Here is a 15,038-nt window from a genome sequence, read left to right on the forward strand (position 1 = left end):
GCGGCGGCCGGTCAGCCGAACGGCGTCGGTGTCCTTCAACCGCCGCCGACGCCTGCGATCGAGCCCGGGGCGGTCCCGCCGGTGTCGCCCGTGCCCGTCGTGTCGGAGGGCTGCGTGGCCGGCGAACTGGCGGTGTCGCTGGGCTGCGAGGCGCTCGCCGTGTCGCTCGGCTGGTCGGGCGGCGCGCTGCTCTGTTGCTGGGTCTGGCTGTAGGTCGGGGTCGGCGACGGCGTGTAGTCGCCGCTGTTCCCGGTGCTTGAGCCGCTGGTGCCGGTCTCCGTGTTCGTGGCCGTGGCGGTGGCCTTGTCCGACGGGCTGGAACTGGGCGTGTCGCCCTTGGTGGTCTGCGAGACGGTCGAGGACGGCGTCGTACCGGTGCCGCCGCCGGTGCCGCCGCCCTTGTTCAGTGCCAGCGCGACGCCCGCCGCGATGGCGATCACCGCGAGGACGGCGAGGATCCACAGCTTGCCGCGGCCGCTGCCCCGGTTGCCGTGCCCCTCGAAGCCGCCGTCGTCGCCGCCGCCGTAGCCGCCCGGCAGGATCGGCTGCGGGATCTGCGTGGTCCCGGCACCGGTCGCCGGGTGCGGCATCACGGTCGTGCCGGCGAAACCGGCCGCCGGGGTGTACCGGCCGTCGTGCACGGTGACCGGGCCGGTGTTCCAGGTGCCGGTGTGCCCGCCCTGGTCGTACAGCATCTGCAGGCCGTACTGGATCAGGCCGCGCATCTCCTCGGCGGTCTGGAAGCGGTCGTCGGGCTCCTTGGCGAGCGAGCGCATGACCAGGCCGTCCAGTTCCGGCGGGGCGGCGCCCTCGGAGGTCTGGGACGGCGGCACCGGAATGTCCTGGACGTGCTGGTAGACCACCGACAGCGGGGTCTCGCCGATGAACGGCGGCCGCAGGGCGAGGAGTTCGTAGAGCAGGCAGCCGGTGGCGTACAGGTCGGAGCGGTGGTCGACGGCCTTGCCCAGCGCCTGCTCCGGGGAGAGGTACTGGGGCGTGCCCATGACCATGCCGGTCTGCGTCATCGTCGTGGACGCGCCGTGCAGGGCGCGGGCGATGCCGAAGTCCATCACCTTGACGGCGCCGTTGTGCGTGATGATCACGTTGGCGGGCTTGATGTCGCGGTGCACGATGCCGTGCTGGTGCGAGTAGGCCAGCGCCTCCAGCACCCCGGAGACGATGATCAGGGCCTGCTCGGGGCCCGGCGCCTCGGCGTTGATCAGCAGGTCGCGGATGGTGCGGCCCTCGACCAGCTCCATCACGATGTACGGCACGGACTGGCCGCCGACCACGTCCTCGCCGGAGTCGTACACCGCCACGATCGCGTGGTGGTTGAGCCCGGCGACCGACTGCGCCTCACGCGTGAAGCGGGCCTTGGAGACCGGGTCCTCGGCGAGATCGGCCCGGAGCAGCTTCACTGCCACGGTCCGGCCGAGCCGTACGTCCTCGGCCGCGAACACCTCGGCCATGCCGCCCCGCCCGAGCCGGTGGGTCAGCCGGTACCGGCCGTCGCCGACCAGGCCCTGGTTGCCCCACATCTCCGGCGCGTCTGACATGCCGCCGCCAGTCGCCTCGGGGTCGGACGGGCCCTGGGCGCTGTGCGTCTGTGCCATCGGTCCTCGCCGTCGTTTCTGCCCGCGGTGCGCGCGGTGTTGTCACGGTCTCCGTCGGCCACGCTACAGCCTCCGCGCAACCCGTCGGTCCCGGTTCCGGCCCGTGGACGGACCGGCCATCAAACCCGTACCACGCGCCGCCGTGCAAATTCTGTGTACCTGGGGTACGGCCGCCGTGACGCCTGCGCGGGTCTTCTTTCGCGTACGGTCACGGAACGGGCACCGCGCTTGACGTGTCAGTGCCCTCGGGCAGACTTGGCCGGGAATGGGACATTCGATCAACAAGGGTGCCTGAATGCCGGGCGGGGGACGGGGAAAATGAGCCAGGACGGCACACATGGCCGTTACGCGGGGCGGGCGCTGGCCGGTGGCCGCTACCAACTGCGCGACCTGCTCGGCGAGGGCGGCATGGCCGCCGTGCACCTGGCGTACGACGTGGTCCTGGACCGGCAGGTCGCGATCAAGACCCTGCACACCGAACTCGGCAGGGAACAGGCCTTCCGCGAGCGCTTCCGCCGCGAGGCCCAGGCAGTGGCCAAGCTCACGCACACCAACATCGTCTCCGTCTTCGACACGGGCGAGGACACGCTGCCCGTCAGCGACTCCGCCGCGGGGTCCGGTTCGACCGTGCCGTACATCGTCATGGAGTACGTCGAGGGGCGCCCGCTCGGGTCGGTGCTGGAGGAGGACATACGGCAGTACGGCGCGATGCCCTCCGACAAGGCGCTGCGGATCACCGCCGACGTGCTGGCCGCGCTGGAGATCAGCCACGAGATGGGGCTGGTCCACCGCGACATCAAGCCCGGCAACGTGATGATGACCAAGCGCGGGGTCGTCAAGGTGATGGACTTCGGCATCGCCCGCGCCATGCAGTCCGGGGTCACCTCGATGACCCAGACCGGCATGGTCGTCGGCACCCCGCAGTACCTCTCCCCGGAGCAGGCGCTGGGCCGCGGCGTGGACGCCCGCTCCGACCTCTACTCGGTCGGCATCATGCTGTTCCAGCTGGTCACCGGGCGACTGCCGTTCGACGCGGACTCGCCGCTGGCCATCGCCTACGCGCACGTCCAGGAGGAGCCGGTCGCCCCCTCCTCGATCAACCGCGCCCTTCCCCCGGGAGTGGACGCGCTGGTCGCCCGCGCGCTGAAGAAGAACCCGAACGAGCGCTTCCCGACCGCCGAGTCCATGCGCGACGAGTGCCTGCGGATCGCCGCCTCGCTCCAGCCCGCCGCGCCGAGCATCGTCCCGGGCATCGCGCCGACGCAGAGCGGCGCCGGGGTCGGCTCCGCGGTGTTCCCGCCGGTCGGCCAGGCGACGCCGGCGCCGCCCGGACCGGTGCAGACGCCGTACCAGCCGACGCCGAACCCGTACGGCGCTCCGGCCCCCGCTCCGGCGTACGGCTATCCGCAGCAGGCGGGCTACCAGACGCCGGCCGGGTACGCCCAGCAGCCGCCGTCCACCCCGCCGCCGTACGACCTCACGCCCTCGGCCGCGTCCGCCGGTGGCGGCGGGAAGAGCAACCGGCCGGTCGTCATCGGATCGATCGCGGTGTCCCTGGTCGCGGTGATCGGCCTGATCGTCGCCCTGGCGCTGAACAACGGCGGCGGGGACGACAACGCGGGCGGCAGCGGTGGCGGCGGCACCGCGAGCGCCGCGGCCTCGCACGCGTCCGGCTACCGCGGGCCCGACACCTCGAAGACCATCGAGAAGACCGAGTGCACCGAACCGCAGGAGTCCTACGACGACCCGAACAAGATCCAGGTCCCGAACTTCAAGTTCAAGTACATCAAGTCGGTCAAGGAGTGCTTCCAGGCCGCCGGATGGCAGATGAAGATCGTCTCCGTGGACGAGAACACCTACGGCGACGGCACGGTCATGGAGCAGTTCCCGTCCTCGGGCACCGATGTCGACCCGAAGGACGTGCCGACCATCGAGCTCAAGGTGTCGACGGGCAACCCGGCGACCGGCTGACGCGCGGCACGGCGGGTGGAACGCGGGAAGAAGGCAGTAGGAAGGGCCCGGCGGTCGTACGCCGGGCCCTTCGCCTTCTCGGGATGATCCAGGGTCCAGGGAGTGTCTAGAGGTACGGCCCACCGGAGCGGCCGGCCGGGCCGTGCTCCTCGCCCTCGTGGCCGACGCCCGGCGGCAGCGCGCGCCGCATCTGCTCGAGCTGGGCGCGGGCGGCCATCTGCTGGGCGAACAGGGTGGTCTGGATCCCGTGGAACAGCCCCTCCAGCCAGCCCACCAACTGGGCCTGCGCGATGCGCAGTTCCGCGTCCGAGGGGGTCGTGTTCTCGGTGAACGGCAAAGAGAGCCGCTCCAGCTCCTCCACCAGCTCCGGGGCCAGACCGTCCTCCAGCTCCTTCACGGAGCTGGCGTGGATCTCCTTCAGCCGGACCCGGCTGGCCTCGTCGAGGGGAGCGGCGCGCACCTCCTCCAGGAGCTGCTTGATCATGCTGCCGATCCGCATGACCTTGGCGGGCTGCTCCACCATCTCCGTCACCGGGATCTCGCGGGAGTCCTCGTCCCCGTTGCCGCCGCCGAGTGCCATCCCGTCCTGGCCCACGACCAGGATCTGCGGATTCTCGGGCGACCGTTCGTTCCTCGGCATCTCCATGCCGTCATTCTCTCGCACCCGTACACCTCACCACCCTGGTGCCCCCCGGCGCGGCCGATCCACCGCTCTGAAACGCCCCTGACCACGGCGGTAGACCCATCGGCCGAACAAGAAATGCTCGGTTTGTCACCGAATGTGAGGCTGGTGATCGTCGGCCCTGACGACGACTGTCCTCCAGGAGGTCACCGACGTGACTCCAAGGCTGCGGCTCCCCCGCGCCGGTACCCGGCCGCCCGGCCCGGTACGGCTCACCCTCGCCCGTCCGCTGCTCGCCCGCCTGCTGCTCGTCCTCGCGGTGGTCCTGCTGCCGTGCGGCACGGCCGTCGCGTACGCCCCCGAGCCGCTGCCCTCGGACTCCGCCAGCGCCTCGGTCACCCCCGAGGTCACCCCCGAACCGTCCCTGGCCGGCACGCTGGCCGGCGAGGGACGGATGCGACCGGGGCGGCCCCAGGGACCGGCGACGAAGGTCGAGGGCCAGGACGCCGACGACCCGGACGACTCGGCCGGTCCCCAGGCTTCCTCCGCTCCCGACGATTCCTCCGCTGCGGCCCATTCGGCCCATTCCGCCGATCCCGCCGATCCCGATGATTCCGACGATCCCGGTGATCCCGACGAGGCGACGACGGAGCCCGCGGTGAGCGGCGCCGAGAGCCCGGCGGCCGCCTCCTCCGCACAGCCGTCCCGGGAGGCCGTCCTCGCGCCCAGCGCGCCCCAGCCGACCCCTGCCGCCGGCCAGGCCATGGCCCCGGGCCAGGAGGACGACACCGAGCCCGTGCTTCAGATCCTGCCGCTCGGCAGCGGCCTGGTCCTGATCGGCCTGGGGCTCGGCCTCGCCTTCGTCGGCCTGCGGGTACGGCGGGGGTAGGGCGCTACCCGGCGACCAGCAGGACCTTGCCGATGTGCTCGCTGGCCTCGACCACCCGCTGGGCCTGCGCCGCCTCCGCCATCGGCAGTTCCCGGTCGACGACCGGGCGGACATGCCCCTGGGCGATCAGCGGCCACACGTGCTCCCGCACCGCGGCGACGATGGCCGCCTTCTCGGGGAGCGGCCGGGCGCGCAGCGAGGTCGCGCTGATCGCGGCCCGCTTGCCGAGGAGCGCGCCGATGTTCAGCTCGCCCTTGACGCCGCCCTGCATACCGATGATGGCGAGCCGCCCGTTGAACGCGAGCGCCTGCACGTTCCGGTCCAGGTACTTGGCGCCCATGTTGTCCAGGATGACGTCGGCACCGGCGCCGCCGGTGGCCTCCTTCACCTCGGCGACGAAGTCCTGCTCGCGGTAGTTGACGAGGATGTCCGCGCCCAGTCCGGCGCAGAAGTCCAGCTTCTCCTTCGTGCCCGCGGTGACCGCGACCTTGGCGCCGACCGCCTTGCCCAGCTGGATCGCCATGGTGCCGATGCCGCTGGAGCCGCCGTGCACGAGGAGGGTCTCGCCGGGCCGCAGGTGGGCGATCATGAAGACGTTCGACCAGACCGTGCAGGCCACCTCGGGCAGCGCGGCGGCCTGCCTCAGGTCCAGGCCCTCGGGCACCGGCAGCAGTTGCCCGGCCGGCACGGCGACCTTCTCCGCGTAGCCGCCGCCCGCGAGCAGTGCGCACACCTCGTCGCCGACCGACCAGCCGGAGACCGCGGGACCGATCGCGGCGATCCGCCCGGAGCACTCCAGCCCGGGGTAGGGGGAGGCGCCCGGCGGCGGGCTGTAGTTGCCCTGCCGCTGGAGGATGTCGGCACGGTTGACGGCGCTGGCCACCACCTCGACCAGTACTTCGCCCTCACCGGGCACGGGATCGGGAACCTCGTCCCACACCAGCGCCTCGGGCCCACCAGGTTCGGGAATCGTGATCGCGTACATGCGGCCGACGCTACTGCTTCCTCCGGAAATTCCTCCAGAAGGAGGGGAACTCGGCGATCGCCCGGTCCGGAACCGCCTTGTCAGTCACCCGTTCGTGTGGCTGAACTCCGCCGGCGGAGCGGGGCCGTCACGTGAAGAACACCTCGATGCCCGCGGCCGCCCACGGCAGGTCGAGGAGCTCGGTCTCCGCCCCCTGCTGTGCTCCGCCCGGTGGTACGACCGCGAGTGCGTCGGCGGCGGCGATGCCGCGGAGCATGGCCGGGCCGTTGTAGTGAAGCGGCATCGCGGCGTCGCCCCGCAGGACGACCGGGATGAGCCGGGTGTCGTACGGGTGCCCGTGCGCCGCTTCCGCCAGCGGCAGCGCGTAGGGCTCGGGGGCCGGGCGGGCGGCGAGGGTGCGCAGCAGGGGTTCGGCGAGGGTGAGCAGGCCGGAGACGGCCGCAAGGGGGTTGCCGGGGAGGCCGACGAGGTGCTGGTTCTCCTTGGTGCGGGCCAGCAGCATGGGGTGGCCGGGGCGCACCTTGACGCCGTCGACGAGGAGTCGGGCGCCGATGCGCTCCAGGGTGGGGTGGATGTGGTCGACCGGCCCGGAGGCGGTGCCGCCCGTGGTGACGACGAGGTCGGCTGTCGAGGAGGTGATCGCCTTCTGCAGGGCCTTGGCGTCGTCGCCGAGCCGGCGTACGGCGGTGACCTCGACGCCGAGCGCGCGCAGCCAGGGCGGCAGCATCGGGCCGAGCGCGTCCCGGATGAGCCCGTCGTGCGGGAGTCCTTCGGTGAGCAACTCGTCGCCGAGGACCAGGACTTCGGCTCGGGGGCGGGGGACGGCGGTGACGGTGTCGTAGCCGGCGGCTGCGGCGAGGCCGAGGACGGCCGGGGTGGCCAGGGTGCCGACGGGCAGCAACTGGTCGCCGCTACGGCACTCCTGGCCGCGCGGGCGGATGTCCTGGCCGTGCACCACCTCGCGGGCGGGGTGCAGCCGGCCCTGGCCGTCGAGACGGCCGTGCTCGCTGCGCAGCACCGCGGTGGTGTCCGCGGGGACGCGGGCGCCGGTGGCGATACGGACCGCCTCGCCGTCGGTGAGCGGCGCGGGCTGCGCGTGCCCGGCCAGCACGCGGTCCGCGCGTACGTCCCAGGGTCCGGGGCCGGCGACCGCCCAGCCGTCCATGGCGGAGGTGTCGAAGGGGGGCAGGTCGGTGAGGGCGTCCAGCGGGGCGGCGAGTGTCAGGCCGAGGGCGTCGGCCAGGGGTACGGAGACGGGGGCACGACGGCCGCCGGACCGGGCGGCGCGGGCGGCGGTCTCGCGGGCCTGCGGCCAGGGCGTGGCGCGGTGGCGGTGCGCCGACGGTTCCCCGTGGGCGTGCTCGGTGCGGGGGGCGGGGGCGGCGCCCGGCCTGGGCTCCCTGGGCTCTCTCACGAGGGCGAGCGCCTCCTCGACGTCGAGATCGTCGTCGGTGTCCGCGGGGGCGGGCGTGCCTGCGCGGGTGCCGGGGGCGGTCACCGGCTGGGCCCGGGGGCGGGGGTGGTGCCGGGACCCGGTCTGTCGGAGCCCGGCCCGTCGGCGGCGGCCTGCCCGGGGGGAGGGGTCGCCTCCTCCGCCCAGCGCAGGGCCAGCGCGGCGGCCTTGTGGGCCGCCTCGGCGACCGCCTCGGGGCCGCCCTTGGCCTGTGCGGCGGCGTAGCCGACGAGGAAGGTGGTCAGCGGGGCGGCGGGGCGGGCCACGCCGTGCGCGGCGTCCCGGGCCAGGTCGAGGAGGACGCGGGTGTCGACGTCCAGGTCGATGCCCAGCTCGTCCTTGACTGCGGAGATCCATTCATCCAACACGTGCCCATGCTCCCTGATACGTGCCCTGGCGTCGGCGATGTCGTCCCAGGTGTCGCAGTCGAAGGACGCGAGGGGGTCCGGGACGCGGGTGAGGTTCAGTGCGGCGGTGAGGCGCCGCAGGGGGAGGCCGGTGAGGCCGTTGCCGCTGTCGATGTCGCTGTCGTTGTCGTCGCCGTCGCCGTTGCCCTCGGCGAGGGCCGAGAGGGCGTGGCGGAGTGCGGTGGTGCGGTAGGCCGCGACGAGGGGCTGGTCCCGGCCGTCGGCGTCGGTGAGCAGCGCGCCGTCCGCGCCGGTCGCGTGCAGGGCCGACAACAGACGTTCCACGGTGGCCTCTTCGAGGAACGGGAGGTCCGCGGAGAGGACGACCGCGCGGGCGGCGGTGGTGTGGCGCAGGCCGGCGTCGAGGGCGGCGACGGGGCCGCCGCCCGGGGGGTCCTCGCGGGTCCAGCGGACCGGGCGGGAGGTGGGGCGGGGGGCCGCCACGACGACGGTCCGCCGTGCGCCGGCGCAGGCCGCGAGGACGCGGTCCAGCAAGGGGCGGCCGCCTACCCGGACGGAGGGCTTGTCGGTCCCGCCGAGGCGCCGTGCGGCGCCGCCGGCCAGCACGATCGCGTCGTAGGGGGGTGGGTCGGTGGCGGTCACCTTTCGAGTATGGATGGCGTTCTGATCACGGGGAACCGATGGGGGGCGTGGGATCTGCCGGGTGCGGTTGCGGATGTGCGCCCAAGGGGACGAGGCCGTGGGCACGCGCGCGAGTGCGGGTGCGTCGTGGCTTGCCGCGCCCCCGCGACGGAGCCGCACATTGATACAGCCCCGCGCCCCTGAAGGGGCGCGCTGCGGTCAGAGTGTCCTGAGAAGTACCGATGGCTGTTCCACGCAGTCGGCCACGTAGCGGAGGAATCCGCCCGCCGTGCCGCCGTCGCAGACCCGGTGGTCGAAGGTGAGCGACAGTTGCACCACCTGGCGGACCGCCAACTCGCCCTCGTGGACCCAGGGCTTGGGGGTGATGCGGCCCACGCCCAGCATCGCGGCCTCGGGGTGGTTGATGATCGGGGTGGAGCCGTCGACGCCGAAGACACCGTAGTTGTTCAGCGTGAAGGTGCCGCCGGTGAGTTCGGCGGGGGTGAGGCTGCCGGCGTGGGCCGCCTCGGTCAGGCGGGCGAACTCGGCCGTCAGGGACTCGGCGTCGCGGGTGTGGGCGTCCTTGACGACGGGGACGACCAGGCCCCGGTCGGTCTGGGCGGCGAAGCCGAGGTGGACGTGGTCGAGTCGGACGATCTCGCGGGCCTCGACGTCGACGTAGGAGTTCAGCTCGGGGTGGCGGGCCAGGGCGGCGGTGCAGATCCGGGCGAGGAGCGCGAGGAGGGAGATCCTCTGGCCCGGCGCCGCGTTCATCACGGTGCGCGCGCGCATCAGTTCGGTCGCGTCGGCGTCCACCCAGCACGTCGCGTCGGGGATCTCCCGGCGGCTGCGGGACAGCTTGTCGGCGACCGCGCCCCGGATGCCCTTGAGGGGCGTGCGGGTGCCGGAGGGAGCGGTCGCGGCCGCGGTGGCGGGCGGGGTCTTGAGGGTGGCGGCACGGGCCGCGCTGACCCGAAGGGCGTCCTCGACGTCGGCCCGCAGGATCAGGCCGTCGGGGCCCGAGCCTGACAGCCCGCGCAGGTCCAGGTTGTTGTCCCGGGCGAGGCGGCGGACCAGGGGGGAGATCACCGGGACAGGACCGTCGGCGAGCGCGGTGGAGGGTGCGGGCACGTGCGCGTGGGGCGCCGTCGCCGTGACGGCGGCCTGCGGCGCCGGTTCCGGGGCAGGGCCCCGGCCGGCCGTGCCGCCCGCCCGCTCCGGGGCGACGTTGCGGATCCGGCGGCGGCGCGCCGGAGGCGTCCCCGTGCCGTATCCCACCAGGACGTTGCCGGAGCCCTCCGCCTCGGGGACCGTGGTGGCCTCGCCGACGGCGACCGTCAGCAGCGGGGCGCCGACGGGCAGTTCGGTGCCCTCCTCGCCGAAGCGGGCGGTGACCACACCGCCGTAGGGGCAGGGCACCTCGACCATCGCCTTCGCCGTCTCGACCTCGACGACCGGCTGGTCGATCGCGACGACCTCGCCGACCTGGACCAGCCAGGTGACGATCACCGCCTCGGTGAGCCCCTCCCCGAGGTCGGGCAGTTTGAACTCCAGCACCTGTGCCATCAGCCCTCGGCCTCCCATTGCAGACGCGCCACCGCGTCCAGGATGCGGTCGACGCCGGGCAGGTGGTGGCGCTCCAGCATCGGCGGCGGGTAGGGAATGTCGAACCCGGCCACGCGCAGCACCGGCGCCTCCAGATGGTGGAAGCAGCGCTCGGTCACGCGTGCCGCGATCTCCCCGCCCGGGCCGCCGAACCCGCCCGACTCGTGTACGACGACCGCGCGCCCGGTGCGCCGTACCGACGCGCAGACCGTCTCGTCGTCGAACGGCACCAGGGAGCGCAGGTCGACGACTTCCAGGTCCCAGCCCTCCGCGTGGGCGGCCTCGGCGGCTTCGAGGCAGACCGGTACGGACGGGCCGTAGGTGATGAGCGTGGCGCTGCGCCCGGTTCGGCGCACCACCGCGCGGCCGATGGGTTCAACGTCCGTCGGCTGCTCGGGGTTCCAGGTGTCCTTGGACCAGTACAGGCGCTTGGGTTCGAGGAAGACGACCGGGTCGTCGGAGGCGATGGCCCGGCGCAGCAGGCCGTAGGCGTCGGCGACGGTCGCGGGGGTGACGACGTGGAGGCCGGGGGTGGCCATGTAGTAGGCCTCGGAGGAGTCGCTGTGGTGCTCGACGCCGCCGATGCCGCCGCCGTAGGGGACACGGACGGTGATCGGGAGGGGCATCCGGCCGCGGGTGCGGTTGCGCATCCGGGAGACGTGGCTGATGAGCTGCTCGAACGCGGGGTAGGCGAACGCGTCGAACTGCATCTCCACGACCGGGCGCAGTCCGTACATGGCCATGCCGACGGCGGTGCCGAGGATGCCGGCCTCGGCGAGCGGGGTGTCGGTGCAGCGGGTCTCGCCGAACTCCTTGGCGAGACCGTCGGTGACCCGGAAGACCCCGCCGAGGGTGCCGACGTCCTCGCCCATGACGTGCACGGCGGGGTCGGCGGTCATGGCGTCGCGCAGCGCGCGCGTGAGGGCCTGTGCCATGGTGGCGGGCTTGACGGCGACGGTCGTCATCGCGCTCCGCCTTCCTGGTCCTGCCGCTCGGCCTCCAGCTCGGCGCGGAGCAGGGCGCGCTGTTCGCGCAGTTGCGTGGTGGTCTCGGCGTACACCTGGTCGAACAGGTGCATGGGGTCGAGTTCGGGGTCGCGGTTCATGCGTGCGCGCAGGTCGGCGGCCATGGTCTCGGCGTCCTCGCGGGCGCGCCGGACGGTGTCCTCGTCGAGGAGTCCGCGGTCGGTCAGCTCGCGCTCGAGGAGCAGGACCGGGTCGTGGTCGCGCCAGGCGTCGACCTCGGTGTCACCGCGGTAGCGGGTGGCGTCGTCGGCGTTGGTGTGGGCGTCGATCCGGTAGGTCACCGCCTCGACCAGGGTCGGGCCGCCGCCTTCGCGCGCGTGCCGTACGGCGTCGGTGAGGACCTCGTGCACGGCGGCCGCGTCGTTGCCGTCGACCAGGCGGCCCGGCATGCCGTATCCGACGGCCTTGTGGGCCAGGGAGGGTGCGGCGGTCTGCTTGGCGAGCGGGACGGAGATGGCGAAGCCGTTGTTCTGGACCAGGAAGACGACCGGGGCCTGCCAGACGGCGGCGAAGTTCAGGGCCTCGTGGAAGTCGCCCTCGCTGGTGCCGCCGTCGCCGACCATGGCGAGCGCGACCACGTCGTCGCCCTTGAGGCGGGCCGCGTGGGCGAGACCGACGGCGTGCGGGAGCTGGGTGGCGAGGGGGGTGGAGAGGGGGGCCACGCGGTGGGCGTAGGGGTCGTAGCCGGTGTGCCAGTCGCCGCGCAGCAGGGTGAGCGCCTCGACGGGGTCCACGCCACGGGCGATCACCGCGAGGGTGTCCCGGTAGCTGGGGAAGAGCCAGTCGCGCTCTTCGAGGGCGAGTGCGGCGGCGACCTCGCAGGCCTCCTGGCCGGTGCTGGAGGGGTAGACGGCGAGGCGGCCCTGTTTGGTGAGGGCGGTCGCCTGGGCGTTGTACCTGCGGCCGCGCACGAGCTGGGTGTACAGCCGGCGCAGCAGTTCCGGATCGGCCTTGGCGGCCGCCTCCGTCCCGAGGACGCGGTACGGGCGCTCGTCGGGCAGCAGCGGCGCGGGGTCCGTCCGGGGCTGCCAGGCGGGCGGCGGCGCCGGGCGATACGCGCCGCGCTGCTCCATGACCGTCATGACGGCACCTCCTTGTGGGGGTGGCTACGGGAGACGGATCGCCTGTGACCCGCCTCACCTACCGATTGTTCGGTCGTCGGCACATTTTGGCTACAGGCGGCTTCAGGCTGTGGACAAACGGTTCTCCACAACCTGGAATGAACGCAGTACGTCCATGGTAGGGAGGCGGGGGGACATGGCACCTGAACAAATGGCCGAGGGCCCGCGGGATCGCGCCGCACTGCCGCCGGCGCGCCCGCTGGACGCCATTGATCAGGACATCCTGCAGATCCTCCAGGCGGACGGCCGGGCGTCGATACGGTCGGTCGCCGAACGCGTCCACGTCTCGCGCGCCAACGCCTACGCGCGTATCAACCGGCTCATCGAGGACGGGGTGATCCGCGGTTTCGGCGCCCGCGTGGACCATGAGCGGGCCGGCCAGGGCACCTCGGCCTACATCACGCTGAAGATCGTCCAGAACAGCTGGCGCACGGTCCGCGAGCAGTTGCGGCAGCTGCCCGGCGCCTCCCACATCGCCCTGGTGGGAGGGGACTTCGACGTGCTGCTTCTGGTGCACACCCCCGACAACCGGGCACTGCGCGAGCTGGTGCTGACCCGGCTCCAGGCCATCCCCGAGGTGCTCAGCACCCGCACGTCCCTGGTGTTCGAGGAGGAGGACCTGGAGCCGCAGGGCTGAGTCAGTGGGCGCGCAGGCCGGAGAAGGCCAGCCGGACGACCGCGTCCGCGACCTCGCGCGCGCTCGCGCCCGCGCCCCGCCCGTCCGGGCGGTACCACTCCACGATGGAGTTGACCATGCCGAAGACCAGCCGGGTCGCGAGGCGCACCTCGACGTCGCCGCGTATGTCCCCCTCGGCGGCGGCCGCCTTCAGCAGGTCGGCCACCCGGTGGTCGAAGTCACGGCGCCGCTCCAGCGCCCACCGCTCGGTGCCGGTGTTGCCGCGCACCCGCAGCAGCAGCGTCACGTACGGCAGTTCGGTGATCAGCACCTCGACCATGCGCCGTACGACGTGCTCCAGGCGGTCGGCGGCGGGGCCCACGCACGCGTGCTCCTCGTCGAGGATCCCGAACAGGCCGTCCAGGGCCCGGCTGACCGCGCGGCGCAGCAGCTCCTCCTTGCCGGAGACGTGGTGGTAGATCGACGACTTGGAGATGCCGGCGGCCTTGGAGAGGTGCTCCATGGAGGTGCCGTCGTAGCCGCGCTCGTTGAAGACCTGGACGGCCACCGCGAGCAGGGTCTCGGGGGTGTAGGTGTCGCGCTTGGCGGTCGTCATGACGCGCCCTCCCGCTTCTCGGTGGCGTACGCGTGGCGGTAGAGCGCGAGGGACGGCGCGTAGCGGCCGCTCGGCTCGCGCACGTGCAGGTCGTCGAGGAGGTCGTAGGCGAAGTCACGGCCGAGACGGCGGCTCCACTCGAAGGGGCCGAGCGGGTAGTTGACGCCCAGGCGCATCGCGGTGTCGATGTCCTCCTCGGTGGCGACGCCCTTGGCGACGGCGTCGTGCGCGAGGTCCACGATCCGGGCGACCGTGCGGGCGACGATCATTCCGGGGACGTCGCCGATGACGCTGACCTGCTTGCCGAGCGCCTGGAAGAGGCCGATGGCCTCGCTGAGGGTCCTGGGCAGGGTGTCGTGTCCGGCGGACAGGGCGATCCGGGTGGCGCGGCGGTAGTCGAGGGCGAGGTCGAAGTAGACGACGTCCCGGAACTCCACCGAGGTCTGGCCGTCGGCGAGGGCCAGCTGGCCGCCGCTGGGCAGGACCAGGCGGGTGCCGTGGTCCTCGTCCTCCTCGCGGACCTGGATGCCGGCCTCGCGGATCATCGCGAGCAGCTCGGCGGCGGGGCCCAGGCCGCCCTCGGCGACGACGTAGGCGGGCCGGTCGGCGGGCTCGGCGGTGTGCGGCTCCGCGGTCTCGGCGCCGTCCGCGTAGTCGTACCAGCCGTGCCCGGTCTTGCGGCCGAGCCTGCCGGACTCGACCAGCCGGCGCTGGGCCAGGGAGGGCGTGAAGCGGACGTCCTGGAAGAAGGCCTGCCACACGGAGTGTGTGACGGACTCGTTGACGTCCTGGCCGATCAGGTCGGTCAGTTCGAAGGCACCCATCCGGAAGCCGCCGCTCTCGCGCAGCACCGCGTCGATGGTGGCCGGGTCCGCGGCCTGCGCCTCGTAGACGGCGAACGCCTCGGCGTAGAAGGGCCGGGCGATGCGGTTGACGATGAAGCCGGGGGTGTCCGCGCAGGCGACCGGCGTCTTGCCCCAGGAGCGTGCGGTCTCGTACGCGCACGTGGCCGACGTGACGTCGGTGGCGAACCCGGAGACGACCTCCACCAGCGGCAGCAGCGGGGCCGGGTTGAAGAAGTGCAGGCCGACCAGGCGGGAGGCGCTGCGCAGGGCGCCGCCGATGGCCGTCACCGACAGGGAGGAGGTGTTGGTGGCGAGCAGACAGTCCTCGCCGACGATGTCCTCCAGGGCCCGGAACAGCTCCTGCTTGGCCTCCAGCCGCTCCAGGACGGCCTCCACGACCAGCGAGCAGTCGGCGAACTCCGTGAGCTCGCCGGCGGGCAGCAGCCGGGCGCGGGCGGCGTCCCGGGCGGCGGCCGCCATCCGGTCCTTCTCGACGAGCCGGTCGAGGCGGGCGAGGATCGCGGCGGCCGCCTCCGCGGCCCGCCCGGGGACGGTGTCGTACAGCCGTACGGGGTGGCCCGCGACGAGTGCGACCTGGGCGATGCCCTGGCCCATGGTGCCGGTGCCGACGACTCCCACGGTGCTGCTGAGGTCGAGTGCTGTCATGTGCGCGATCCTCCCGCACGGG

The 15,038-nt window shown here is 73.1% G+C and carries 13 protein-coding genes; 3 read left to right on the forward strand and 10 right to left on the reverse strand.

Annotated features, from left to right (window positions below; all coding sequences use genetic code 11):
• Positions 1-35: 35 nt before the first annotated feature.
• On the reverse strand, positions 36-1,613 hold the full coding sequence (locus tag AB0P24_RS25780; protein ID WP_365797832.1) for a protein kinase: 1,578 nt from the start codon (positions 1,611-1,613) through the stop codon (positions 36-38).
• 318 nt (positions 1,614-1,931) lie between these two features.
• On the opposite strand from AB0P24_RS25780, the gene AB0P24_RS25785 reads away from it, so the two are divergent.
• Positions 1,932-3,584 carry a protein kinase gene (locus AB0P24_RS25785; RefSeq protein WP_365797834.1) on the forward strand — a complete coding sequence of 551 codons (1,653 nt, stop codon included), beginning with the start codon at positions 1,932-1,934 and terminating at the stop codon, positions 3,582-3,584.
• Positions 3,585-3,690: 106 nt separating this feature from the next.
• On the opposite strand, the gene AB0P24_RS25790 is transcribed toward AB0P24_RS25785, so the two are convergent.
• Complete coding sequence (locus tag AB0P24_RS25790) at positions 3,691-4,230, reverse strand: bacterial proteasome activator family protein (RefSeq protein ID WP_365797836.1); 540 nt, start codon at positions 4,228-4,230, stop codon at positions 3,691-3,693.
• 190 nt (positions 4,231-4,420) lie between these two features.
• Here AB0P24_RS25790 and AB0P24_RS25795 point away from each other — a divergent pair, with 190 nt between their 5' ends.
• Positions 4,421-5,095, forward strand: coding sequence for a hypothetical protein (locus tag AB0P24_RS25795; RefSeq protein WP_365797838.1), 675 nt, complete (start codon positions 4,421-4,423; stop codon positions 5,093-5,095).
• Between the two features lie 4 nt (positions 5,096-5,099).
• Here AB0P24_RS25795 and AB0P24_RS25800 read toward each other — a convergent pair whose 3' ends face one another.
• From AB0P24_RS25800 to pdhA, 6 genes are all read right to left on the reverse strand, one after another.
• Positions 5,100-6,080 (reverse strand): NAD(P)H-quinone oxidoreductase, encoded by a 981-nt coding sequence (locus AB0P24_RS25800; RefSeq protein WP_365797840.1) that lies wholly within the window; start codon positions 6,078-6,080, stop codon positions 5,100-5,102.
• 127 nt (positions 6,081-6,207) lie between these two features.
• The gene (locus AB0P24_RS25805; RefSeq protein ID WP_365797842.1) at positions 6,208-7,578 is read right to left on the reverse strand and encodes a molybdopterin molybdotransferase MoeA; all 1,371 of its coding nucleotides are present in this window, start codon (positions 7,576-7,578) and stop codon (positions 6,208-6,210) included.
• Positions 7,575-8,543, reverse strand: a complete 969-nt coding sequence (locus tag AB0P24_RS25810; RefSeq protein WP_365797844.1) for an NTP transferase domain-containing protein — start codon at positions 8,541-8,543, stop codon at positions 7,575-7,577. The genes AB0P24_RS25805 and AB0P24_RS25810 overlap by 4 nt, the downstream gene beginning before the upstream one ends.
• 198 nt (positions 8,544-8,741) lie before the next feature.
• A complete protein-coding gene (locus tag AB0P24_RS25815; protein ID WP_365797846.1) occupies positions 8,742-10,088 on the reverse strand; it encodes a dihydrolipoamide acetyltransferase family protein in 1,347 nt (448 codons plus the stop codon).
• Positions 10,088-11,092, reverse strand: a complete 1,005-nt coding sequence (locus AB0P24_RS25820; RefSeq protein ID WP_365797848.1) for an alpha-ketoacid dehydrogenase subunit beta — start codon at positions 11,090-11,092, stop codon at positions 10,088-10,090. Before AB0P24_RS25820 ends, AB0P24_RS25815 begins: the two co-directional genes overlap by 1 nt.
• Entirely contained in the window at positions 11,089-12,234 is a 1,146-nt protein-coding gene (pdhA, locus tag AB0P24_RS25825; protein ID WP_365797850.1) for a pyruvate dehydrogenase (acetyl-transferring) E1 component subunit alpha, read from the reverse strand. The genes AB0P24_RS25820 and pdhA overlap by 4 nt, the downstream gene beginning before the upstream one ends.
• Positions 12,235-12,424: 190 nt before the next feature.
• Here pdhA and AB0P24_RS25830 point away from each other — a divergent pair, with 190 nt between their 5' ends.
• Positions 12,425-12,910, forward strand: coding sequence for an Lrp/AsnC family transcriptional regulator (locus AB0P24_RS25830; protein ID WP_365797960.1), 486 nt, complete (start codon positions 12,425-12,427; stop codon positions 12,908-12,910).
• Position 12,911: 1 nt separating this feature from the next.
• On the opposite strand, the gene AB0P24_RS25835 is transcribed toward AB0P24_RS25830, so the two are convergent.
• Entirely contained in the window at positions 12,912-13,505 is a 594-nt protein-coding gene (locus tag AB0P24_RS25835) for a TetR/AcrR family transcriptional regulator (RefSeq protein WP_365797852.1), read from the reverse strand.
• Positions 13,502-15,016, reverse strand: coding sequence for a 3-hydroxyacyl-CoA dehydrogenase (locus AB0P24_RS25840; RefSeq protein WP_365797854.1), 1,515 nt, complete (start codon positions 15,014-15,016; stop codon positions 13,502-13,504). The genes AB0P24_RS25835 and AB0P24_RS25840 overlap by 4 nt, the downstream gene beginning before the upstream one ends.
• Between the last annotated feature and the right edge of the window lie 22 nt (positions 15,017-15,038).

Source organism: Streptomyces sp. NPDC086519 (genome assembly GCF_040686075.1).
Lineage (GTDB): Bacteria > Actinomycetota > Actinomycetes > Streptomycetales > Streptomycetaceae > Streptomyces > Streptomyces shenzhenensis.

Bases quoted from the DNA above. Each gene is read 5' to 3' on its own strand.
- AB0P24_RS25780 (WP_365797832.1), bottom strand. From the start codon at position 1,613: ATGGCACAGACGCACAGCGCCCAGGGCCCGTCCGACCCCGAGGCGACT.
- AB0P24_RS25785 (WP_365797834.1), top strand. From the start codon at position 1,932: ATGAGCCAGGACGGCACACATGGCCGTTACGCGGGGCGGGCGCTGGCC.
- AB0P24_RS25790 (WP_365797836.1), bottom strand. From the start codon at position 4,230: ATGGAGATGCCGAGGAACGAACGGTCGCCCGAGAATCCGCAGATCCTG.
- AB0P24_RS25800 (WP_365797840.1), bottom strand. From the start codon at position 6,080: ATGTACGCGATCACGATTCCCGAACCTGGTGGGCCCGAGGCGCTGGTG.
- AB0P24_RS25815 (WP_365797846.1), bottom strand. From the start codon at position 10,088: ATGGCACAGGTGCTGGAGTTCAAACTGCCCGACCTCGGGGAGGGGCTC.
- AB0P24_RS25820 (WP_365797848.1), bottom strand. From the start codon at position 11,092: ATGACGACCGTCGCCGTCAAGCCCGCCACCATGGCACAGGCCCTCACG.
- pdhA (WP_365797850.1), bottom strand. From the start codon at position 12,234: ATGACGGTCATGGAGCAGCGCGGCGCGTATCGCCCGGCGCCGCCGCCC.
- AB0P24_RS25830 (WP_365797960.1), top strand. From the start codon at position 12,425: ATGGCCGAGGGCCCGCGGGATCGCGCCGCACTGCCGCCGGCGCGCCCG.
- AB0P24_RS25835 (WP_365797852.1), bottom strand. From the start codon at position 13,505: ATGACGACCGCCAAGCGCGACACCTACACCCCCGAGACCCTGCTCGCG.
- AB0P24_RS25840 (WP_365797854.1), bottom strand. From the start codon at position 15,016: ATGACAGCACTCGACCTCAGCAGCACCGTGGGAGTCGTCGGCACCGGC.